Source organism: Pseudomonas sp. R4-34-07, from assembly GCF_003852375.1.
Lineage (GTDB): Bacteria > Pseudomonadota > Gammaproteobacteria > Pseudomonadales > Pseudomonadaceae > Aquipseudomonas.
In genome coordinates this window covers 3,487,992-3,509,070 of sequence record NZ_CP027760.1, presented here as the reverse complement: position 1 = coordinate 3,509,070, position 21,079 = coordinate 3,487,992, and the positions used below count along the sequence as shown (strand labels likewise).

Genomic DNA, 21,079 nt, shown 5'->3' with positions numbered 1-21,079 from the left:
CCATGTCTGCACAACAACTGGCTGACCGCGCCCTGCTGAACCTCGGCCGAGGCTTGAAGGAGAGCGGTTACCGTTTTATCACGCCGACGCCGCTGACCCACGAACGCGTGTACCGGCGCCTGGGCACGCCGCTGGCGATGAATATGCGTGACGTATTCGGCTGGTCGATGCCGTTTGACAACGAGCTGTTGCCCGAGGCGTTTCGTGACGAGTTGCAGCAGGCCGAGGTGATCGAAAAACACGACGCGCTGTGGCGCAGCAGCGTGCGCTGGTCGAGCCTGGATGACCTGTTGTTCGCTCATTCGCCTTATCCCACCGTCGAGGCGGACGCGGTGTTTTTCGGCCCGGACAGCTATCGATTCGCCCAGGTTATCCAAGCCCATCTGCAGCAGCGTTTCGAACCGCTCAAGCGTGCAGTGGACATCGGTTGCGGGGCGGGTGTCGGCGCGCTGGTCATCGCCCATGCGCGGCACGACGCCGAGGTGCTGGCGGTGGATATCAATCCCCGTGCGCTGCGCTTGACTGCGGTGAATGCCGAGCTGGCCGGCCTGGCGAATGTCAGTGTGTACCAGAGTGACGTGCTGGCCAGCGTCGACGGCGAATTCGACCTGATCGTCGCCAACCCGCCGTACATGAATGACGACCGCCAGCGCGCCTATCGCCACGGTGGTGGCGCGTTGGGCGAACAGCTGTCGGTGCGCATCGTCAGCGAATCGCTCCCGCGCCTCGCCATTGGCGGTAGCCTGGTGTTGTATACCGGCGTGGCCATGGTGGCGGGCGGCGATGCGTTTCTGGAAGCGGTCAAGCCGCTGCTGACCAGCGATGCGTATGGCTGGACCTACCGTGAACTGGACCCCGACGTCTTCGGCGAAGAACTCGATAAACCCGGTTATGAACGCGTCGAGCGGATCGCTGTGGTTGCACTCACCGTCACACGCCTGCGCTGAACGCTCATGCTCACCTTCGGTATCGAAGAGGAGTATTTCATCACTGACCTGCACACGCGCCAGATGCTCGCCGCACCCCCGGCAACCGTAATCGCGGCCTGCCGAGAAGCCATCGGTGAGGGCTTTACCCATGAAATGTTCCAGGGCCAGATAGAGGCCGCCTCACCGGTGTTTCACTCCGGCGAAGAGGCGGCCCACTACCTGGCAACGGTGCGCCGCAACCTGGCGCGGGCCTTGGCTGACTTCGGCCTGGGCGTGGTGTGCGCCGGCAGCCATCCCTTGGCCGATTGGCGTGAGCAACGGCCCACCGAGCACGGGCATTTCCGGCAGTTATTCGAGGACGTGCAGTACGTGGCGCGACGCAGTGTGTTGTGTGGCTTGCACGTGCACGTCGAGGTACCGGCACGGGTCGATCGCATCGCGGTGATGAACGAGGTGTCGCCCTGGTTGCCGTTACTGCTGTTGTTCAGCTGCTCCTCACCCTTCTGGAACGGTGCGCCCACGGGGTTCATGAGCTACCGCCAGGCCGCTTGCGATGAGTGGCCGCGCATGGGTGTGCCGGAGCATTTTGCCGACTGGGACGAGTACCAGCGCTACTTGGCAATGTTGCAGCGCATGGGCGCGATCGAAGCCGATGGCAACGGCTGGTGGGGCATTCGCCCGGCGGCGCGCTATCCCACCCTTGAACTGCGCATGACCGATGCATGCCCGCGGCTGGAAGATGGCCTGGCCCTGGCGACGTTATTTCGGGTGATGGTCAGCCATGCCTGCGCGATGCGGCAGCCCGGTGCGGGCTTCACCCCCGAGACGCGTTGGCTGCTCAAGGAAAACCGCTGGCAAGCCAAGCGCTTTGGCGCAGCCGGCACCTTTGCGCTGGACGCCTCAGGCGCCCTTTGCAGCGCGCACCAGTGGTTGCAACGCGCTTGCCAGAGGTTCGCCGACACGGCCGACGCCCTGGGTGAAGGCCAGCTGTTCGACAGCCTGCACACGCTGCTGCGGCGCGGTAACAGTGCAAGCGAGCAGTTGCATTGGTACGCGCAGGCGCGCAGCGCGGGCGCCGACGCGTCGGGCGGCCTGCGCCGCGTGGTGGATGGGCTCCTGGCCCAGAGCCGCGGCGACCATTTATCGGTTGCCGCAGCAGGTTGAGGGAACACTGGGCACTGCGTGCGCCCTTAACTAATAAGCCCAACCACAGGAGTGCAGAGCATGCGCGCGATGACCTACCAAGGCGCCCACAAAGTCCAGGTCGATACGGTACCTGACCCCATTATTGAACAACCCGACGACATCATTTTGCGCGTCACCGCCACCGCGATCTGCGGTTCGGATTTGCACCTGTACCGAGGCAAAATTCCGACCGTGGAGCATGGTGATATCTTCGGGCACGAGTTCATGGGCATCGTCGAAGAAGCCGGCCCGGCCGTGACGGCGGTGCAACGCGGTGACCGCGTGGTGATCCCCTTTGTGATTGCCTGTGGCGACTGTTTTTTCTGCCAGCTGCAGCAATACGCAGCCTGCGAAACCACCAACGACGGGCGCGGTGCGATCTTGAATAAAAAGGCGATCCCGCCGGGGGCCGCGCTGTTCGGCTATAGCCGCCTGTATGGCGGCATTCCCGGTGGCCAGGCCGAGCTGGTGCGCGTGCCCAAGGCCAACGCCGGGCCGTTCAAGGTGCCCGGTGTGCTGGCGGATGAAAAGGTGTTGTTCCTTTCCGACATCCTGCCCACCGCCTGGCAGGCGGTGACCAACGCCGGTATCGGCAAAGGCTCGAGCGTGGCGATCTATGGTGCTGGCCCGGTGGGCTTGCTCAGCGCAGCGTGCGCGCAGATGCTCGGCGCCGAACAGATTTTCATGGTCGACGACCATCCCTATCGATTGGCCTACGCGCAAAAGATGTACGGCGTGATCCCGATCAACTTCGAAGAGGATGACGACCCCGCCGACACCATCATCCGCCAGACCGCCGGCATGCGCGGTGTCGATGGCGTGGTGGACGCGGTGGGTTTCGAAGCCAAGGGCAGCACCACCGAAACGATCCTCACCACCTTGAAGATCGAAGGCAGCAGCGGCAAGGCCCTGCGCCAATGCATCGCCGCCGTGCGCCGTGGTGGCGTGGTCAGCGTGGCCGGAGTGTATGCCGGTTTTATCCACGGCTTCATGTTTGGCGACGCGTTCGACAAGGGCCTGACCTTCAAGATGGGCCAGACTCACGTGCAGCGCTTCCTGCCGGAGCTGCTGGAGCATATTGAACTCGGGCACTTGAATCCCGAGGCAATCGTTACCCATCGACTGTCTCTGGAACAGGCTGCGCGGGGCTATGAACTGTTTGATAAAGCCGAGGAAGAGTGCCGCAAGGTGATCCTGCTGCCGGGGATCAGTGATCGGCCGTTGACCGAGCCGCTGGAAGAACTGACGCCTGAGATCCGGGTGCAAGGCGTTCCCGGCTTTTAATTTGCTAATACAAAACCAATGTGGGACGGGGCTTGCCCTAATGCCAGTCAGTTAAGCGTACACCGCCGTCTGTAGGAGCGAGCTTGCTCGCGAAAAACGTCAACGATAACGCGTGCTTTCTGAATGAACGCGGTGCCTGTGAGTTTTTCGCGAGCAAGCTCGCTCCTACAAAAAGCCCTAACTGACTGGCATTAGGGCTTACCCCCTCCCACATTTGAAGTGCGTTCAAGTCAATGCTTGTGGCTGAATGTGCAATTGGTCATCGACGTCCTTCACCAACCCGCTGGCCAATAGCAGTGGCGCCACGCGCTTGTGCAACTGCGGCTCGACAAACTCCTTCACCGTCTCCAGCACCAGCACGCCGCTGAGCGGCAACTCCGCCTTGGTGTAGGACAACCAGGCTTTCTTCAGCACCATCACCACATCACTGCCCGCCGTGGAGGCGAAGCGGCGGTGTGTGGGCTTGCCGTCGAAATTGAAGGTGTGCTGAAACGCGTAACCGGTCTCATCGCCGCCGCTGGCGCTGCAGCGGATGCAGGTGCACGGGCCGTCGCCGAAAGCGCTGCGCAGGTAGGCGTTGAAGTCCACCACGGGCTTGAGTGACAGGCGCTTATCAACCTCGAACAGGTCCCCGGTCATTTTTTCGTCAGTGTTCAACGTCCATTCCTCGCAAGTCGGTAGCGGTCTTTCAAAGCGCGGCACAATACCAGCCGAGCGCGTGTTTGGGGATTATTTGAACGCGGCGCTTGGTCAAGTGGACAACGCTCAGCGAAAAAACTCACCGGGCGTAGCCTCGAACTGCTGGCGAAACGCGTTGATAAACGCCGAAGTCGATTCATAACCACAGCCCAGCGCCACATCCGTCACCCGTTCACCTTGCTCCAGGGCGGGCAGGGCGCTCAACAGTCGCAGGCGTTGGCGCCACGCGCGAAACGTCAGCCCTGTGTCGCGCACAAACAAACGGCTGAGGGTCTTTTCGCTCACCCCCAGCTTGCGGCTCCACTCGCCCAGGGTGGTCTGCTGTTCCGGATGCAGGTTCAGGCTGCGGTAAATCTGGCGCAGGCGCGGGTCATGGGGCAAGGGCAGCATCAAATCCACGTGGGGCGCTGCAGCGAGTTGGTCCAACACCACTTGGGCCAGGCGGCCGTCGGGGCCATCCTCGGCATATTCCACGGGCAGTTCGCTGAAGCTGCGGATCAATTCGCGCAACAAACTGCTCACCGCCAGCACCTGGCAGCGCTCGGCCGCCCAGGCGGTCACGCGGCAATCGAGGTAAAGGCTGCGCATTTCCGTGTGGGGCGAGCTGTAGACGCGATGGGGCATGCCCGCCGGAATCCACACCGCACGTTGCGGTGGCGCAACGAAGCGGCCGGCGCTGGTCTGGATCTCCAGCACCCCGGAAATCGCATACGACAACTGCACCCAGGGATGGCTGTGCCGCCGCGTCAGCGCGCGGTTGGGCAAGGATTCGGTGCGCCCATACACCGGTCGTGGCAGGCTGGACAGCCCGGGTACGCTGCGGCGGACGGTTTTTTCGTGTCCTTTAGGCGGCATTTACTGGCTCATTGGCGTTAGTCGGTAACAGGTCGTTACGTTAGAGTCGCCAAGATGCTCTTGGCAACCCCTGGAAGATTTGCTTATGACCCGTCCACGTTTCCTGCCCGACAACTTCACCCTGACGCTGATCGCCACGGTGATCCTCGCCTCCTTGCTGCCGGCCAGCGGCCAGACCGCCGTGGCCTTCGGCTGGGTCACCAACCTCGCCATCGCGCTGCTGTTTTTCCTGCACGGCGCCAAGCTGTCACGCCAGGCCATCGTCGCCGGGGCCGGGCACTGGCGTCTGCACCTGCTGGTGTTCAGCCTGACCTTCGTGCTGTTTCCGCTGCTCGGCCTGGCGCTCAAGCCGCTGCTGTCACCGCTGATCGGCAACGAGCTGTACATGGGCATGCTTTATCTCTGCGCACTGCCGGCCACGGTGCAATCGGCGATTGCCTTCACCTCCCTGGCGCGCGGCAACATCCCGGCGGCGATCTGCAGCGCGGCGGCCTCGAGCCTGTTCGGGATCTTCTTGACGCCGTTGCTGGTGACCCTGCTACTTGATGTGCACGGCGATGGCGGCTCCACCGTCGACGCGATCCTGAAGATCAGCGTGCAGTTGCTGCTGCCGTTCGTCGCCGGCCAAATCGCTCGGCGCTGGATCGGCGACTGGGTGGGCCGCAATAAAGCCTGGCTCAAGTTCGTCGACCAGGGCTCAATCTTGCTGGTGGTGTACGGCGCCTTCAGCGAAGCGGTCAACGAAGGCATCTGGCACCAGATTCCGCTGTGGGAACTGGGCGGGCTGGTGGTGGCGTGCTGCGTGTTGCTGGCCCTGGTGCTGGTGGCCTCCGCGCTGCTGGGCAAGGCGTTCGGCTTTAACCAGGAAGACCGCATCACCATCCTGTTCTGCGGTTCGAAGAAAAGCCTGGCCACCGGCGTGCCCATGGCCCAGGTGCTGTTCGCCGGGGCGACCATGGGCGTGCTGATCCTGCCGCTGATGCTGTTTCACCAGATCCAACTGATGGTGTGCGCGGCGTTGGCCCAGCGCTATGCAAATCGACCGGAAAGCATTCCTGAGTTGATGACGCAGGTGGATCCGTGAGTCAGGCTTGATCGACGGGCGGCCTTTGCCCTGAGACTGCGCGCGATTGTCGCAGGATCGGCGCCAACAGCACCGCAGGAAACCTATAGAATGCTCAACGGCCCCGCGTGTCCTGCGCGGCCGTTTGATCACTGTCAGAGTACCTCGCCCGTCAATGAGCCTTTCAGCCGCAACCCCTCAAGCCAATTGGCAACCGGTCATCGCCCTGGCGCTGGCCGCGTTTGTGTTCAATACCACCGAATTCGTGCCGGTCGGCCTGCTCAGCGCCATCGGCGCCAGCTTTGATATGCCCGTGGCCAGCGTCGGCCTGATGCTCACTATTTACGCGTGGATCGTGTCGCTGACATCGTTGCCGGTGATGCTGCTCACGCGTAACGTCGAGCGGCGCAAGTTGCTGATCGTGTTGTTTGGCTTGTTTATCGCCAGTCATATCCTGTCCAGCGTGGCGACCAGCTTCGGCCTGCTGATGGTCAGCCGCATCGGTATCGCCCTGGCCCATGCGTTGTTCTGGTCGATCACCGCCTCCCTGGCGGTACGCCTGGCACCGGTGGGCAAGCAGGTGCAAGCCCTTGGCCTGCTCGCCACCGGCACCTCCCTGGCGATGGTGCTGGGCATTCCCCTTGGCCGCCTGCTCGGCGAAGCCATGGGCTGGCGCACCACCTTCCTGGTGATCGCCGCGTTTGCGGCCGCACTGGTGTTCTGGCTGGCGCGCACCTTGCCGCCGCTGCCGAGCCAGAACTCCGGCTCGCTGCGCAGCCTGCCGTTGCTGTTCAAGCGCCCGGCATTGGTGGCGCTCTACGTGCTGACCGCGATGACCGTCACCGCACAATTCACCGCCTACAGCTACATCGAACCCTTCGTCGAAGGTGTCGCCGGCCTGGGCGGCAGTGCGGTCACCCTGATCCTGCTGGTGTTCGGCGGCGCCGGCATCATCGGCTCGCTGCTGTTCAGCCTGGTGCACCGGTTCAATCCGCACGTGTTCGTGATCAGCTGCGTGTTCCTGCTCGCGGCCTGCCTGGCGCTGATGCTGCCGTTGAGCGGCGCCCAATCCTACCTGGTGGTGCTGAGCGTGTTCTGGGGCATGGCGATCATGGGCTTCGGCCTGGCGATGCAGTCCAAGGTACTGGTGCTCGCGCCGGACGCCACGGACGTGGCGATGGCGATGTTTTCCGGCATCTACAACATCGGCATCGGCGGCGGCGCGCTGATGGGCAGCTGGGTCGGCAGCCACTTCGGCTTCGCCTGGATCGGTGCGGCGGGCGGGTTGCTGGCGGCGCTGGGGTTGATAGGGTATTGCCTGGCGATTCGGCGGTTTGGGACGGGTGTGGTGCAGAGCTGAACGGGAAAAATAGAGGGCGGCCCTGGGGCTAATGCCAGTCCGTCAAGGCTTTTTGTAGGAGCGAGGCGGGCGGCTAGCCCTTGCTCGCGAAAAACGTCAACGATAACGCGTGCTTCCTGAATAAACGCGGTGCCTGTGAGTTTTTCGCGAGCAAGCTCGCTCCTACAGACGGTGGTGTACGCTTAACTGATTGGCATTAGGGCAAGCCCCCTCCCACACAAAACCGGACAAGTCCTATAGGGTTCATCAATGTCCATTGCTACCGTCGCGCGGGACCGCCCACCTCCCGTGTGACGGCATGAACTGCAATGGAGTCGAGTATGCAAAAGCGTTTGATCGCAGAGCTTCTGGGTACTTTCTGGCTGACCTTCGGCGGATGTGGCAGTGCCATCCTGGCGGCGGCGTTTCCAGAATTGGGTATTGGTTTTGCAGGGGTGTCTCTGGCATTCGGTCTTACCGTGTTGACCATGGCCTATGCAGTGGGCGGTATTTCCGGTGGGCATTTCAACCCGGCGGTGACCATTGGCTTATGGGCGGGGCGTCGGGTGTGCGGTGCTGATGTGTTGCCTTACATCGCGGCGCAGGTGATTGGCGCAATTCTGGCGGCCGCAGCACTGTACTTGATCGCCAACGGCCAGCCCGGTTTCGAACTCGGCGGTTTTGCCGCCAACGGTTATGGCCCGCTGAGTCCCGGCCACTTCGACATGAAGTCCGCTGCATTGGCCGAGCTGATCGCCACGTTCTTTTTTGTGTTGATCATCATGCGCGTCACGGCGCCGGGCGCGGTTGCCGGCTTTGCACCCATCGCCATCGGCCTGGCGCTGACCCTGATTCACCTGGCGCTGATCCCGGTGACCAACACGTCGGTCAACCCCGCGCGAAGCACGGGGCCGGCGTTGTTTGCCGGGGCGCAATACCTGTCACAGCTCTGGTTGTTTTGGCTGGCGCCAATCGCAGGCGGGGTGATGGGTGCGTTGGCGGCGCGTGCGTTGGATGACCGCGATCCGGCTTGATGCACCTGGGGCTCCTTATAGCCCGTTACCACAGCCCGACGGTTATTTCACCGCGTGCGCGGCCAGCAACGTTGGACGCGCAACCGCACGGGCACACTTGCCCAGCGCCTGTTGCACATCCGCCAACAGGTCGGCGACGTCCTCAAGCCCCACCGACAAGCGCACCAGGCCTTCGCTGATGCCGTGCTGCGCGCGCTCCTCCGGAGTGTAGGTGGAGTGGGTCATGCTGGCCGGGTGCTGGGCCAGTGATTCGGCGTCGCCCAGGCTGACTGCACGGGTAAACAGCTTGAGCGCGTTCATGAAGCGCCGCCCGGTATCGATCCCGCCTTTGAGCTCGAAGGCAATCATGCCGCCGGAACGCTTCATTTGCCGCGCAGCCAGTTCGTATTGTGGGAAGGACGCCAGCCCAGGGTAGGTCACCCACTGCACGGCGGGATGCGCCTGTAGGGCTTCGGCCACCGCCTGGGCGTTGCTGCAATGGCGGTCCATGCGCAGGGCGAGGGTCTTGAGGCCGCGCATCAGCAAGGCGGCGTCCTGCGGCGACATCACCGCGCCGGTCAAGTCCTTGAGCCCTTGCAGGCGGATGCGTTGCGCTATCGCGTGACTGCTCACCGCAATGCCTGCCGTGATATCGCCATGCCCGCTGAGGTACTTGGTGGCCGAGTGCACCACCACATCGGCGCCCAGTTCCAGGGGCCGTTGCAGGTAGGGCGTGCAATAGGTGTTATCGACTACCACGGTGACATTCGGTTGCTGGTGGGCGAGCCGGGCCACGGCGGCGATGTCCACCAGGCGCAGGGTGGGATTGGCCGGGGTCTCGCAGTAGATCATGCGGGTCGCGGGGCCGAGTGCCGTTTGCAGGGCGGCCAGGTCGGTAAGGTCGACATGGCGCACCTTGATACCGAATTCGCCGATGCCGTGCAGCAGGGCGAAGGTGCATCCGTACAGCGTCTGGCTGACGATTACCTCGTCATCGGGGCGCAGCAGGGTCCAGAACGTCGCGGCAATCGCGCCCATCCCGGAACTGAACGCCACGGCCGCCTCGCCGTTTTCCAGGGCGGCCATGCGCGACTCCAGCAGGGCCAGGGTCGGATTCGAAATACGCGTATAGAAGTGGCCGCTGGCCTCCCCGGCAAAGCAGGCCGCGCCGTACTCGGCGGTCGGAAAAGCGAAGGTGGCCGACAGGTAAATCGGCGGTACCAGGGCGCCGTGATGGTCCTTGGGGTCGTAACCGTGGTGAATGGCGCGGGTAGAAAAACCGAACCCAGGGCGTTTATTGTTCATGTCGGGCGCTCCTTATTTCCTACAATGCTATGCTCATAACCACAGTTGAACGTTGCGAAAATGCCTGGATACGCCGGCGTTCATGGATGAAAACCCGATAAAAACAATGAATAGAGGCACGTTATGCCTGTCAGCCTGGACCGCACCGATAAAGCCCTGTTAAACGCGTTGCAGAGCAACGCCCGCCTGACCGTGGCCGAACTGGCCGAGCGCGTTGCCCTGACCACGTCGCCGTGCTGGCGGCGGGTGCGCAATCTGGAAGAGAGCGGGGTGATCAGCGGTTACCAGGCGATCCTGTCCCCCAAGGCCCTGGGCTATGGCGTGACCGCCTTCGTCAGCATCATGATGGAAAGCCACACCCAGGAAATCGCCCGGGCGTTCGAGCAGCGGCTGTTGGCGATTCCAGAGATTGTGGCCTGCCATAACGTGTCGGGGCGCTATGACTTCCTGCTGGAAGTCGTGGCCAAGGACCTGGAGTCGTTTGGCGAATTCGCCAGGGAAGTCCTGCAGACCCTGCCCTGTGTGAAAGAAATCTATTCGAGCTTTTCCTACAAGTCGGTGCGGCCGTTGCGGGTGATGCCGTTGCCGGGGTGACGGCACCGCCACTCAAGCTGCCCGTACCGCCTGCACCAACAACGCTTCGAATACCCGCTGCACCCGCGGCTCATCACTGTGGGCCACATTGAACCGCATCAGGTCCCGATGCGCCGGGTCGTAGCCGAACAGTGTGCCGGGCGCGAGCACCATGCTGCGCTTCAAGGCCTCCTGGGCCAGCAGCTCGCCGTTGACGCCCGGCGGCAGGCGCGCCCAGATAAACATGCCGCCTTCAAACGCCATCGGCAGCTCGCAACCGCAGCGCCTGAGCCATTGCTCGACGCGCCCGCCGGCTTCCATCAGGCGCTGGACCATGCGCTTGCGGTGCTTGGCATAGCTGCCCTCACTGAGCATGCGGTACACGATCTGCTCGAACAACTCCGAGGTCACGCCGCCGCTCATCAACTTCATATTGGTCAGGTTGGCGGCCAGTTGTGGCGCGGCCACCACGTAGCTGACGCGGGTGTTGGCGCTGAGGATCTTGGAGAACCCCGACAGGTAGGTGACCTGATCCAGCCCGGCGACGGCGGCCAGGCGTGGCGGCGGGTTGGGGTGCAGTTCCCGTAGAGGTCATCCTCGACGATATGGCAGTGGTATTGCTGGGTCAGTTGCAGCAGGCGAAACGCCTGGCTGGGACTGAAGGAATGACCGGTGGGGTTATGCAAGACGCTGGTGGTCAGGTACAGGCTGGGCCGGTGTTCGGCCAGCAGGTGTTCCAGGGCGGTGAAGTCGAAGCCGTCGGGGCGACGTTCCAGGGTCACCACCTTGACCCCATGCAGGGCCAGGTTGGCGTGGAAGTTGAAGTAGCACGGCGCGTCCAGCAGCACCGTGTCGCCGGGACGCACCAGCAGGCGCATGAGCATGTCCAGGCCTTGCACGGTGTTGGGCGTGGTGATGATCTGTTCCACCGGCACCGACAGGCCCTCGCCGTGCAGTTTCTGTTGCAGCGCCTGGCGCAACGGCAACAGCCCGGCCGGCGTGCCGAGCCCGGCGATGCGCAGCGACGGCGCGCGCACCACGCTGCGCATGGCCTGGCGGATGGCTTCGCCGTTCAACCAGTCTTCCGGCAAGTGCCCGCCGCCGGGGCGCAGCTCGCCACTGGCGGTCGTCAAGGGGCGGCGCAACACGCTGAGCAGGTCCTGGGGCAGCAGGTCGACCCAGGTCACCGACGCCGGGCGCGCAGTGTCCATCGCCACGAAATAGCCACGGCCCTGGCTGGAGGTGAGCAGATTGCGCCCGCGCAGACGGTCCAGGGCCTCATTGAGGGTGAATTTGCTGACGCCGAGGATTTCGGTCAACGCCCGCACCGACGGCAACTTGCTGCCGGGCGCCCATTCACCGGCCTCGATGGCCCGGCTGAAGGCCTCGACGATCTGCTGGACCTTGGGTGTGCCTTCCACAAAGGCGATGGCGGATACCAACATGAAGTGTCCTTATGTTTGCCGGTACTTTTACCGGTGAAGTCAGGCCCGATTAGGCATCACTTTACCTGCCTGGTGCAATGCCGTTCCCCTAGACTGCGCGCCATCTCGCCAGCAATTGACCGTTGTTGCCGGTCTATCCATTCAAGGTCCCTGACCATGACAAGTGCGTTAACGCTGTCTTCGTTTCTCTACTTCCTGTTGTTTTGCGCGACCATGACCTTCAGTCCCGGCCCCATGACCCTGTTGTTATTGAGCCTGGGCCTGAAGGACGGCCTGCGTAGTTCGATCCCGGCGCAGATCGGCGCCAGTGTGTCGTACCTGATTTCGATCCTGATCTTTGCCGTGGGCTTTTCCGAGCTGATCAAGGGCAACCTCGCGATTACCCAGGCCATCCAGTTTGTCGGCGTGGCCTACATTCTTTACCTGGCCTACAAGCAGTGGACCAGCAGCGGCGTGTCGATCGACAAGGCCGGCGCGGTGGAGGGCTCGCGCAGCCTGTTCGGCAAGGGCTTGTTGACCGGCTTTTCCAACCCCAAGACCATCATCATGTTCAGCGCCGTCTTTCCGCAGTTCGCCGGGGCCGGGGAGCACAGCTCGGCGGCGGATATCGCGATCCTCGGCTTGACCTTCCTGTTGCTGCAATTTGCCAGTGGTTGCCTGTACTGCTATTTCGGCCAGCGCATCAAACATGTGCTGGAAAACCCCAAGCGGCGCGTGATGTTGCAGCGGATCACGGCGGTGATGTTGCTCGGCGTGGCATTGATGCTGGCACGCGGGTTTTCGCACTGAAGTAGCAGCCTGTAAGCAGTAGTGGCGATTTGCCGTCGCCCTGATAGACTCCAGGGACTCACCCAGGATTACCCCCCATCATGGCAGCCGTCGGAGGAAATGGACTTCCGCTCGCTTCGCGCTTGTACAAATCCCGCCTTCTGGGGCTGGCGCTCGGCTTTGTTTGTGTGGCGTTCGGCATGTATCCGCTGAACCCGTCCCCATGGGTGTGGGCCTGGATGCTGATCAACGCGTTTATCTGGCCGCACCTGGCGTTCCAAGCGTCTTTGCGTGCCGCTCATACCCTGCGCAGTGAGCGCCGCAACCTGCTGTTCGATTCCTTCTGCGGCGGCTTCTGGGTCGGCGCGATGCACTTCAACCCGCTGCCCAGCGTCACCACCTTGTCGATGATGAGCATGAACAACGTCGCCATCGGTGGGCCGCGCTTCTTGCTGGCGGGGTGGGTGGCCCAGGCCCTGGGCATCGCCACCGCGCTGCTGATAGTCGCGCCCGCATTCATCGGCGTCACCACCCAGGCCCAGCTGTATGCCTGCCTGCCGATCCTGACGCTGTATCCCCTGGCCCTGGGCTGGATCTGCTACCGCCAGGCCGTGACCCTGGCGCGGCACAAGCGCGAGCTGCTGGCCCTGAGCCGCACTGACAGCCTGTCGGGCCTGCTCAACCACGGCGCCTGGAAGGATCAATTGGAAATCGAGTTCCAACGTTGCCGCCGTGGCCCTTCCGGTGCGGCCATCGCGCTGATCGATATCGACCACTTTAAAATCATCAACGACACCTATGGCCATGTCACCGGCGATATCGTTCTGCGCCAGTTGAGCCGGGTATTGCGCCAGAACCTGCGCGCCACCGACCTTGCCGGGCGTTATGGCGGCGACGAGTTCTGCGTGATCCTGCCGGACATGCCGCTCAACCGTGCCACTGAAGTGATGGACGCGTTGCGTGATCGTTTCAACGCCTTGGCCTACGCCCAGGACCCGACCTTGCGCGCCAGCTTGAGTATCGGCCTGGCGCCATACCTGCCGAGCCACGCCGACGCCACCAGTTGGCTCAACGATGCCGACCAGGCTTTGTACGAGGCCAAAAGCAGCGGGCGCAACCGGGTCAGTTCGCTGCAGGGGGCTTGGTTGCGGTCCGTTTAGTGGGGTAGGGTGTGGCGGCCCCCCTCAATGAAAAACAAGGATCGGTCCATGCTCTTCACCTTCCCCCGCACCCTGCTGGCCGCCACCCTGGCCTTGTCCTTCGCCGTGCCGGCCTACAGCGCCGAACCCCACAAGCCGATCCAGGCGGACGCCGAACAGTACAAGGCCGAGGCCCTGAAACTGCTGGAGCGCCTGGTGAATATCGACTCCGGCTCCGGCTACGAGCCCGGCCTGACCCAAGTGCGCGACATCGCCGTGGATGAATTGAAACAGCTGGGTTTCAGCATCGAGCTGGTGCCGGACAAAGCCGCCAATAACAGCCATGTGATCGCCACCCTCAAGGGCACCGGCAAGGCCAAAATCCTGCTGATGGCGCACATGGACACCGTGTTCAAGGAAGGCTCGGCCGCCGAACGCCCATTCCACATCAAGGACGGCCGCGCCTATGGCCCCGGCGTGATGGACGACAAAGGCGGCATCGTCGCCGGTATCTACGCGTTGAAAGTCTTGAAAAACCAAGGCTTCAAGGACTTTGCACAAATCACCTTCCTGCTCGACGCCAGCGAAGAAACCGGCTCCGACGCCGCCTCCGAACTTATCCGCACCACCGCCAAGGGCCACGACGTAACCCTCAACCTGGAACCCGGCCGCCCAGCCGACGGCCTGGTGGTCTGGCGCAAAGGCAGCGCCACCGCCGTGGTTGAAGTCAAAGGCAAAGCCGCCCACGCCGGCGTCGCTCCCGAACTGGGGCGCAACGCCGCTATGGAAGCCGCACACCAGATCCTGCAACTGGGCAAACTGGGAGACGCCGAGAAAAAAACCACCATCAACTTCACCGTACTCAAGGCCGGCGACCGCACCAACGTCATCCCCGACCAAGCCACCGCCAAGGCCGACGTACGCGCCGCGCTGCCGGAAGAGTTCGACCGCATCGAGAAGGACCTGGCACGGGTTTCCGCGAACAAACTGATCCCGGACACCGAAGTGAAGACCAGCCTGCAACGCGGCTTGCCACCGATGCCGCAAACGGCGGAGTCAGACAAACTGGTCGCGATTGCCCAAGGCATCTACGGCGAACTGGGCAAAACCCTGACCATCGAAGGCAGCGGCGGCGCGGCGGATGCAAGCTTGTCGGCCGGGGTAGGGACGCCGACGCTGGACGGGTTTGGCATAGTGGGCGGGAATATTCACACGCCGGAGGAATATGCCGAGGTGGAGAGCGTGGTGCCTCGGGTTTATTTGTTGAGTCGGATGATTATGGAGCTTTCCAAGCGCTGAGGGGGTCGTGTACTTGTGGCGAGGGAGCTTGCTCCCGCTGGGCTGCGGAGCAGCCCCAAATCCGGTATTGGTTATCTACCTGAAGAGACTCATCAACCGGACTGGGGCCGCTTCGCGGCCCAGCGCGAGCAAGCTCGCTCGCCACAGGGGCTGTGGGCTTTCAGTGAGAGCGGCGGGGTATTTACCAAGTGGACTGGTCTTCGTGGCTGGCTTTTTGGAGGTCGTCTTTCCACCATTCACTGGTTAGCTTGTAAATAGCTTCGAAGAAGCCTCTTGGGTTTTCCATATTTTCCCATCCCCATGGCAAGGTGCAGTAATAGCCCGGAGCCTGGCTTAGTAGTTGTGAAAAATCATAGGTTTTGTCATTAAGTGCGGCGCCCAATTAGTCGCATAGAACTTTTCGATGCCGATAACTTAAGTCTGAGCTTTTTTCAACTATATATTTTTTGATTATCTTCTCTCTGTCGGCGGCATTGTTGATGTTGTAGGTTGCAAGCACTTCACCTAACGTTTCTTCGCGATCATAGATGTCGAACGGGCCGAGAAAGTATCGAAGTTTAGGCTCGTAGGGTATGTCTAGGAAGGGATGTTTTAGCATTGGTGGTTACTCACTGGGAATACGGTATAAAGCCTTTTAGTTTCGCGATCGAATTTTGCGATTGCTGCGTCCATATTTTCATCAAGTATAGGCTCGTTCAGGTCTGCTGAATTAGGTATGTATCCTCTACCACAGCCTTGCATTTCTATGCGGACGATGGGGTTGCCGTAGTAATCTTCTCCGGTAAACGGGGGCAGCTTACGGACTTCTCTTGTGGTAGCCTCATTTAGTACGGAAAATTGCATTTGATGGCTTTTAAACTGCGTGCTTAACTGCATGGAAACGTTTTCCTTTTATTTGGTTGAGGGCTTTACAGGTGGTTGTCTGATTGTTGTTCACTTGTGACGGCTTCTAGATTGTAATATTGTAAGCAGCTTAGTAACACTCTCATGAATTCTTGCTGGTCGAGTACTTCAGTGCCGAAATAAGTTGTCATTTTTTTGAATACGCCATCGAAGCTATCGCCAGCCGCCAGGAAGTGCTCGATTGAATCAATAAACCAATCTTGCTCGGATTTGGTGTATTCCAGGAATTCTGGTCTGGTCAGCTCGTTAAAAAGCTCGACGAGTTCTTTTCCATTGTTTACATCTTTTGACGCGATAAACTCTTCTCTTTTCGGGTCGTCGGTATTCTCGATGTCATAAGTAAATAGCAGTCCGCGAATTATTGACATGCTGGGTGCTCTTTTATTCATAATCATAATTCCGCATAAGCTGTTTTAGGGTTGCCATCTCTATTCAGTATTACTCGGGCTTTGGATTGTTGGCTATATTTCATCTCGGCGCCAGAGTATCCTTCGCCTACAATTTTCCCCATATCCATTGGTTTTAATGATTGGGCAAGTCCGTTCCTTCTGAAAATGAGTTGTGCTCGATATATTGCATTTAATTGATCCCGATGGCTAAGAAAGTGGGTTGCAGCAGGTGGGTATTTAGGCTCCCCGATTTGTGGTCCTGAGGTGAAATATTCAACTACTCCTGTTGTTGGATTCTTTGCTGTTTGTAACCTTTCCAGTTGAGACGCGAGCGTTGTCTGTTTTCCGTGTTTTTCTAAAAAATGTGCGCCGGATGTTGCTTTTTCAAGCTCGTCTAAACGCCTATAGGCGTTCGCTTCAGCAAGCTCATCAATTCTAGCCTGCCGTTCCGCACGGGTCAGTTGCGGTAAGCCTGGCTCTCCGTGGTTCACACTCTCCGTAGGGTTTTGAGCACTAACGCTGGGTTTACATCCGTCGCCGCCTGGGCATGTATTCAAGCCTAGCGGGTCTACCCAGCCTGTCGGATTGGGCACGTACTGGTATGCATTGATCCCACCCGCCAGCTTCACCGGGTCAGGCGTCAGGTAGCGGCCAATATCCGGATTGTAGTAGCGATGGCGGTTGTAGTGCAGGCCGCTTTCGTGGTCGAGGTATTGGCCTTGGAAACGTAGCGGGTTGTCAATTTTGCCTACATCGAGACGGCTGATTTCGCCGTAGGCGCGGTAATGGGCGGACCAGACTATTTCGCCGTCGGGATCGGTGAGTTCCTGCGGCGTGCCGAGGTGGTCGAGTTGGTAGTGGTAGGGCTTGGTCTCTGCTGGGCCGAAGCCTTCCAGCAGTGCCAATGGGCGGAAGCTGTCGGGTTCGTAGATGTAACTGCGATGACGATCCGCGTGGTGCTCAGCGACTACTTTGTCGCCTTGCCAGAAGAACTCCGTGGTAATGCCATCCACGGTTTTGCTGATGCGCCGACCGAACGGGTCATAGCGATAATTAGCAGTTTGGCCGTTAGGCTTGGTGATGCCGATCAACCGGTACTGACAGTCGTAACGGTATTCGGTAACGAGTGAGTGACCCTTGCCACGTCGCTCGCGTATCAGGTTGCCGAAGGCGTCGTAGTCGTAATGGTGATCGCCTTGGATCATCAATCGATTACCCGCAACGATGTCCGGGCCCGGTCTGTTTTGCATGAGCAGGTTGCCGGCCGGGTTGTGGCCGAAGCGTTCCTGGACGTCTTGCGAGTGTTCGGCGCGGGTCAGGCGGTGGAGTGGGTCGTAGTGGTAAAGGTGTTCGCCTTTGCGGGTGTCGTGCAGGCGGGTGAGGTTGCCGGTTTTGTCGTAGTCGTAGTGGCGTTGGTAGAGGTGGTTTTGCTGTTGCGTGACGGCGTGGGTATGTAGCCGGTTTTGCTCGTCATAGTGGTAATGGCTGAGCAGTTGGCCTTGTTGGCGTTGGTGTTCGCGACCGGCTTTGAACAGGTGTGAAGTCAGCAACGAACCGTTCAGTTCGACGGTGGCGAGATGACCGCCTTTGTCGTGGTTGAAGGTGAGGCGGTTGTTGTCCGGTAGTCGTAAATGCTGAAGTTGGCCGCAGGCGTCGTAGCCGTAGCGCAGGGTGCCCCAGCCTTGGTGTTCGGCGGTGAGGCGGTTTTGGCGGTCGTATTCGTAGGCCAGGAACCAGTGGCCGTCGTCGACGCTGAGGAGGTTGCCTTGGCGGTCGTAGGCATAATCGACAGCGCTGCCGTCGGGCAGGGTTTTTCTTACGAGGCGGCCGGCGTGGTCGCGTTCGTAGCGGGTAATTAACTGACTGCCGTCGTCGCCGTATTCCGTTTTCTCCAACAGGTTGCCGTTGAGGTCGTAGGCATACGCAGTGCGTTGGCCATCAAAACCGGTTTCCTGCTGGATCAGGCCGTTGGGGTGGTAGTCGAGCTGGTAGGTTTCGCCGACTTCGTTTTCGATGGCGGTGAGCAGTAGCCGGGCATTGTCGTAGCGGTACTTGACCTGGGTGCCGTCGGCATTGATGCGGCGGCTGATCAGGTGCAGGCCGTCGGCGTATTCGTAGCGGGTGACGTGGCCGAGTTCATCGCGCTCGGCGATGATTTTTCCGTAGGGGTTGTAGCTGAATTCCCGGCAAGTACCGTCGGGTTGGGTCAGTTTCTGCAGGCGGCCTACGGCGTCCCATTGATACTGGGTCAGCGAGCCCTGTTCATCCTCACGCGCAACCTGCCGGCCCAGGTCGTTATAGCGGTAGCGCTTGATCCCGCCATTGGGCAACTGCTCTTCAACGAGCTTCCCGCGTTCATTCCACACCAAGCGATGGCAGCTGTTGTCGGGATACCAAACCCCGGTCAGTTGCCCCTGCTGGTCGTAGCTGTAGTCGGTCGCGTTGCCATCCGGATCGATCTGGCGAATGACATCGCCCTGGTCATTGCGCTCATATTTCCAGACCGCCTCACCGCGGCGCATAACCCGTACGAAACCGTTGTCATGCTCGTAGGACGTCGGCTCATCATCCCCCGGAAACAGCGCGATCAAGCGTCCGGCGTCGTCGTATTGATAGGCCGTCACCGCGCCCAGCGGGTCTTGCTCGACCGTCAGGCGGCCCTTGTCATCGTAGGATTTGAAATGCTGGGCGCCGTCGGGATCGATGCGCTGTACCAGCCGCGCCCGCTGGTCATGTACGTAAACTTCCTGGCTGCCGTCGGCGTTGTACACGGTGACGCGACCGTCATCGCCCCAGGCATACCGCGTGTCCATCTGCGAAAAACTGGCCCAGTGCCGAATACAGCGCGCTGCCTTGCCAGCGCGTTCCCATTCCCAGAAGAAACTCGCCCCGCCGGCCAGTTGCCGTTCAAGAATGACGTGCTGTTCGTCGTACCGATAACGCTCACACTCACCGACAGCGTTGGTCGCTGAAACCAGTCGTCCGGCGCCGTCATAGGCGTAGGAAACGACGTTCTGCTCGGTCACCCAGACGAAGGGTTCATGCCCTGTGGCGCGATGAACCTGGTAGTCCACCGCCACGATGCGATCCAGCTCATAGCGCAAGAGCAAAGAGCGGCCCACGCCGTTATCCAGCCGCTCAATCCGTCCCAACCGATCCCGGACAACCAACAACCGGTTGTCATACGCATCGCTGATCGCCGTCAGCACACCGTCGCGAAAATGGTAGAAGCGCGAACCCTGGGCCAACACCAGTTCATCAGGCAACGACCCCAAGTAAATCGCCGCTTCCGCCAGGCTGTTGGTAATCGCCGGTCGAGCAGCCGTCGGCAAGGGCAGGGTGGTCGCGCGATTCTCATGGTCGGTCCACACCACTGAGTCGCCCGCCACCACAAGCCGCTGCGCCAGCGCATGGCTCCAGCCAAACCCCAAGCCACAATCCACTTCCACCGCACTGCTGCGATACAAGCGCGTCCACTCAAACGGCAAGACCCCATCCAGCGCGCCATCGGTAAGGGTCAGCAGTTCCTCGCCGGTAACCATCGACACCGGGCAGCCGTGGGTGACGGTCTTTTCCGCCGGAGCCGCCGCATCGCCCTTCGGATTCGACGCAACAGCAGGCACATCATCCACATGCTCCTGCCGCACCAACGCCGTACGCTGGGTCTTGCTGCGCACCGCCGGCACCGCGTTCGAAACCAGCGTGTCACCCGCCTTCAACGGCGCCACCGGCACCGCCTTGATCGGTATTGGGGCACTGCCCAGCAGCACCGGCTTAAGCGCTTCGGTGTGCTCCTCCAAGCGAGCTGTGCCGAACTGCGCGGCTATCTGCTCCAGCCACCTGCGCACCCGACGTGACTCGATGCCGGCCAGCACTTTGGTGCTGATGCGCACTACAAAACCCATGCCGGCCGACGCCAGTCCCAATAACAGGGTGATGACGATCTCGGCGCCAATCGACCCGAGCATTTCGTTCATATACGGCGGTGGCAGCATGCGCATCCAGCTGACCAGGGCCGCCAGGTGAACGAACAGCAAGGGCTCATCGCTGAGCACCAGCAAACCCTTGGCGAGGGTCTCGGCACTTAACGCGAGTAACTTTTCAAGCTCGTCCTGGGAAAGGTAATGCAGTAGCTTTTCAGCGTTGGCCAGCGGGTCGGACAACCACTGGAGTAACTGCGTGATGTTGTCCCAAACCGAGTAAAGAACTTCGCCAAAGCCTTGGGCATAAGCGCGGTGCAGCGAGAGGTAGCGCTGGAGAAAATTCGCTTCGGAATAGTTCTTCCACAGCGGTTCGAAGGTGGTGTCCCATTCACTGCGCAGCCAGCCTTCCAGTGGCGTGATGACCGACTGATAAGAGGCGTACAGCGCCTTGAAATGCGCCGAGGAAACGTCGGGGTAGAAACTGATCCGGTACCGCTGGTTGCGGTCGCACTCGGTGACTTCGAGGATGCCGCTTGGGCCGATGGTTTTATGGATCGGCTCGCCCAGCGGGCCACCGTCTGGATCGATGCGCTGCAACATCACCGGCGTATTGCCGATCGGCACGAACCGCGAGCTCTGGAACATATGCACCAGCGTCAGCGTGCCGTTGGCCTGGCATGTAGCGACGGTGCTGCTAGGAAAGATCGAACGGTTGATCGGGGCGACCAGCGCCACCTCATTCCCGACCTTGAACACCTGCTCCACATCCAGTGCCGACGCGCTGAAAAAGCCCTGTGCCCAGGTATCGTAGTGGTTGAGGCAGCCGCGAAAATCGCTGAGCACGGATTCGACGTCCCGCGTCTTTGAATCCATCGCGGCCAGCACCAGAAAGCCAATGGCTCGGCCGGTTGCTTCGATCATGGGTGAGCCCCATCGATCAGGGCTCTCACTGGAAAAACCATCTGCAC

The 21,079-nt window shown here is 61.0% G+C and carries 16 protein-coding genes and 2 pseudogenes; 10 read left to right on the top strand and 8 right to left on the bottom strand.

The features are described from left to right. Positions 1-2 precede the first annotated feature (2 nt). The 3 genes from C4J85_RS16085 to C4J85_RS16075 are packed head-to-tail and all read left to right on the top strand — an operon-like array spanning position 3 to position 3,398. The gene (locus tag C4J85_RS16085) at positions 3-947 is read left to right on the top strand and encodes a class I SAM-dependent methyltransferase (protein WP_124410201.1); all 945 of its coding nucleotides are present in this window, start codon (positions 3-5) and stop codon (positions 945-947) included. Positions 948-953: 6 nt separating this feature from the next. Further along, the gene (locus C4J85_RS16080) at positions 954-2,093 is read left to right on the top strand and encodes a carboxylate-amine ligase (RefSeq protein WP_124410200.1); all 1,140 of its coding nucleotides are present in this window, start codon (positions 954-956) and stop codon (positions 2,091-2,093) included. A gap of 60 nt (positions 2,094-2,153) precedes the next feature. Then, on the top strand, positions 2,154-3,398 hold the full coding sequence (locus C4J85_RS16075) for a zinc-dependent alcohol dehydrogenase (RefSeq protein ID WP_124410199.1): 1,245 nt from the start codon (positions 2,154-2,156) through the stop codon (positions 3,396-3,398). A gap of 225 nt (positions 3,399-3,623) precedes the next feature. Here C4J85_RS16075 and C4J85_RS16070 read toward each other — a convergent pair whose 3' ends face one another. Together C4J85_RS16070 and C4J85_RS16065 are read right to left on the bottom strand one after the other, a co-directional pair. After that, on the bottom strand, positions 3,624-4,055 hold the full coding sequence (locus C4J85_RS16070; RefSeq protein ID WP_124367361.1) for a hypothetical protein: 432 nt from the start codon (positions 4,053-4,055) through the stop codon (positions 3,624-3,626). 108 nt (positions 4,056-4,163) lie between these two features. Then, positions 4,164-4,952, bottom strand: coding sequence for a helix-turn-helix domain-containing protein (locus tag C4J85_RS16065; RefSeq protein WP_124410198.1), 789 nt, complete (start codon positions 4,950-4,952; stop codon positions 4,164-4,166). An 85-nt stretch (positions 4,953-5,037) separates the two neighbouring features. Here C4J85_RS16065 and C4J85_RS16060 point away from each other — a divergent pair, with 85 nt between their 5' ends. The 3 genes from C4J85_RS16060 to aqpZ all read left to right on the top strand — a co-directional run bounded on the left by C4J85_RS16060 (position 5,038) and on the right by aqpZ (position 8,388). Then, positions 5,038-6,036 carry a bile acid:sodium symporter family protein gene (locus C4J85_RS16060; protein ID WP_124410197.1) on the top strand — a complete coding sequence of 333 codons (999 nt, stop codon included), beginning with the start codon at positions 5,038-5,040 and terminating at the stop codon, positions 6,034-6,036. A gap of 154 nt (positions 6,037-6,190) precedes the next feature. Beyond that, the gene (locus C4J85_RS16055; protein ID WP_124363228.1) at positions 6,191-7,375 is read left to right on the top strand and encodes a sugar transporter; all 1,185 of its coding nucleotides are present in this window, start codon (positions 6,191-6,193) and stop codon (positions 7,373-7,375) included. Positions 7,376-7,695: 320 nt separating this feature from the next. Beyond that, on the top strand, positions 7,696-8,388 hold the full coding sequence (gene aqpZ, locus C4J85_RS16050; RefSeq protein ID WP_124410196.1) for an aquaporin Z: 693 nt from the start codon (positions 7,696-7,698) through the stop codon (positions 8,386-8,388). A 42-nt stretch (positions 8,389-8,430) separates the two neighbouring features. Here the strand turns inward: aqpZ and C4J85_RS16045 are convergent, their stop codons facing one another. Continuing rightward, the gene (locus C4J85_RS16045) at positions 8,431-9,672 is read right to left on the bottom strand and encodes a methionine gamma-lyase (RefSeq protein WP_124410195.1); all 1,242 of its coding nucleotides are present in this window, start codon (positions 9,670-9,672) and stop codon (positions 8,431-8,433) included. A gap of 123 nt (positions 9,673-9,795) precedes the next feature. On the opposite strand from C4J85_RS16045, the gene C4J85_RS16040 reads away from it, so the two are divergent. Next, the gene (locus C4J85_RS16040) at positions 9,796-10,266 is read left to right on the top strand and encodes an Lrp/AsnC family transcriptional regulator (protein ID WP_124410194.1); all 471 of its coding nucleotides are present in this window, start codon (positions 9,796-9,798) and stop codon (positions 10,264-10,266) included. A 12-nt stretch (positions 10,267-10,278) separates the two neighbouring features. On the opposite strand, the pseudogene C4J85_RS16035 reads toward C4J85_RS16040, so the two are convergent. Beyond that, a pseudogene (locus tag C4J85_RS16035) lies at positions 10,279-11,690 on the bottom strand (PLP-dependent aminotransferase family protein). A 156-nt stretch (positions 11,691-11,846) separates the two neighbouring features. On the opposite strand from C4J85_RS16035, the gene C4J85_RS16030 reads away from it, so the two are divergent. The 3 genes from C4J85_RS16030 (at position 11,847) to C4J85_RS16020 (ending at position 14,896) form a co-directional block, all read left to right on the top strand. Then, on the top strand, positions 11,847-12,479 hold the full coding sequence (locus C4J85_RS16030) for a LysE family translocator (protein ID WP_124410193.1): 633 nt from the start codon (positions 11,847-11,849) through the stop codon (positions 12,477-12,479). 80 nt (positions 12,480-12,559) lie between these two features. Further along, positions 12,560-13,618, top strand: coding sequence for a diguanylate cyclase (locus C4J85_RS16025; protein ID WP_124410192.1), 1,059 nt, complete (start codon positions 12,560-12,562; stop codon positions 13,616-13,618). Positions 13,619-13,666: 48 nt separating this feature from the next. Next, positions 13,667-14,896 (top strand): M20/M25/M40 family metallo-hydrolase, encoded by a 1,230-nt coding sequence (locus C4J85_RS16020; RefSeq protein WP_124410191.1) that lies wholly within the window; start codon positions 13,667-13,669, stop codon positions 14,894-14,896. Between the two features lie 181 nt (positions 14,897-15,077). Here the strand turns inward: C4J85_RS16020 and C4J85_RS27725 are convergent. The 4 genes and pseudogenes from C4J85_RS27725 to C4J85_RS15995 all read right to left on the bottom strand — a co-directional run bounded on the left by C4J85_RS27725 (position 15,078) and on the right by C4J85_RS15995 (position 21,032). After that, positions 15,078-15,494: pseudogene (locus C4J85_RS27725) on the bottom strand (hypothetical protein). Continuing rightward, positions 15,488-15,772: a hypothetical protein gene (locus C4J85_RS16005; protein WP_124410189.1), complete on the bottom strand. Its 285-nt coding sequence runs from the start codon at positions 15,770-15,772 to the stop codon at positions 15,488-15,490. Before C4J85_RS16005 ends, C4J85_RS27725 begins: the two are co-directional and overlap by 7 nt. A gap of 32 nt (positions 15,773-15,804) precedes the next feature. Further along, positions 15,805-16,167: a hypothetical protein gene (locus C4J85_RS16000; RefSeq protein ID WP_256657782.1), complete on the bottom strand. Its 363-nt coding sequence runs from the start codon at positions 16,165-16,167 to the stop codon at positions 15,805-15,807. 23 nt (positions 16,168-16,190) lie between these two features. Next, entirely contained in the window at positions 16,191-21,032 is a 4,842-nt protein-coding gene (locus C4J85_RS15995; RefSeq protein ID WP_124410187.1) for an RHS repeat-associated core domain-containing protein, read from the bottom strand. Positions 21,033-21,079: the final 47 nt, after the last annotated feature.

What these genes read in the sequence shown, in the direction of transcription:
- C4J85_RS16085 (WP_124410201.1), top strand. Translation starts at nt 3, where the DNA reads ATGTCTGCACAACAACTGGCTGACCGCGCCCTGCTGAACCTCGGCCGA.
- C4J85_RS16020 (WP_124410191.1), top strand. Translation starts at nt 13,667, where the DNA reads ATGCTCTTCACCTTCCCCCGCACCCTGCTGGCCGCCACCCTGGCCTTG.
- C4J85_RS16055 (WP_124363228.1), top strand. Translation starts at nt 6,191, where the DNA reads ATGAGCCTTTCAGCCGCAACCCCTCAAGCCAATTGGCAACCGGTCATC.
- C4J85_RS16040 (WP_124410194.1), top strand. Translation starts at nt 9,796, where the DNA reads ATGCCTGTCAGCCTGGACCGCACCGATAAAGCCCTGTTAAACGCGTTG.
- C4J85_RS16030 (WP_124410193.1), top strand. Translation starts at nt 11,847, where the DNA reads ATGACAAGTGCGTTAACGCTGTCTTCGTTTCTCTACTTCCTGTTGTTT.
- C4J85_RS16075 (WP_124410199.1), top strand. Translation starts at nt 2,154, where the DNA reads ATGCGCGCGATGACCTACCAAGGCGCCCACAAAGTCCAGGTCGATACG.
- C4J85_RS16060 (WP_124410197.1), top strand. Translation starts at nt 5,038, where the DNA reads ATGACCCGTCCACGTTTCCTGCCCGACAACTTCACCCTGACGCTGATC.
- aqpZ (WP_124410196.1), top strand. Translation starts at nt 7,696, where the DNA reads ATGCAAAAGCGTTTGATCGCAGAGCTTCTGGGTACTTTCTGGCTGACC.
- C4J85_RS16080 (WP_124410200.1), top strand. Translation starts at nt 954, where the DNA reads ATGCTCACCTTCGGTATCGAAGAGGAGTATTTCATCACTGACCTGCAC.
- C4J85_RS16025 (WP_124410192.1), top strand. Translation starts at nt 12,560, where the DNA reads ATGGCAGCCGTCGGAGGAAATGGACTTCCGCTCGCTTCGCGCTTGTAC.
- C4J85_RS16065 (WP_124410198.1), bottom strand. Translation starts at nt 4,952, where the DNA reads ATGCCGCCTAAAGGACACGAAAAAACCGTCCGCCGCAGCGTACCCGGG.
- C4J85_RS16000 (WP_256657782.1), bottom strand. Translation starts at nt 16,167, where the DNA reads ATGTCAATAATTCGCGGACTGCTATTTACTTATGACATCGAGAATACC.
- C4J85_RS16045 (WP_124410195.1), bottom strand. Translation starts at nt 9,672, where the DNA reads ATGAACAATAAACGCCCTGGGTTCGGTTTTTCTACCCGCGCCATTCAC.
- C4J85_RS15995 (WP_124410187.1), bottom strand. Translation starts at nt 21,032, where the DNA reads ATGATCGAAGCAACCGGCCGAGCCATTGGCTTTCTGGTGCTGGCCGCG.
- C4J85_RS16005 (WP_124410189.1), bottom strand. Translation starts at nt 15,772, where the DNA reads ATGCAGTTAAGCACGCAGTTTAAAAGCCATCAAATGCAATTTTCCGTA.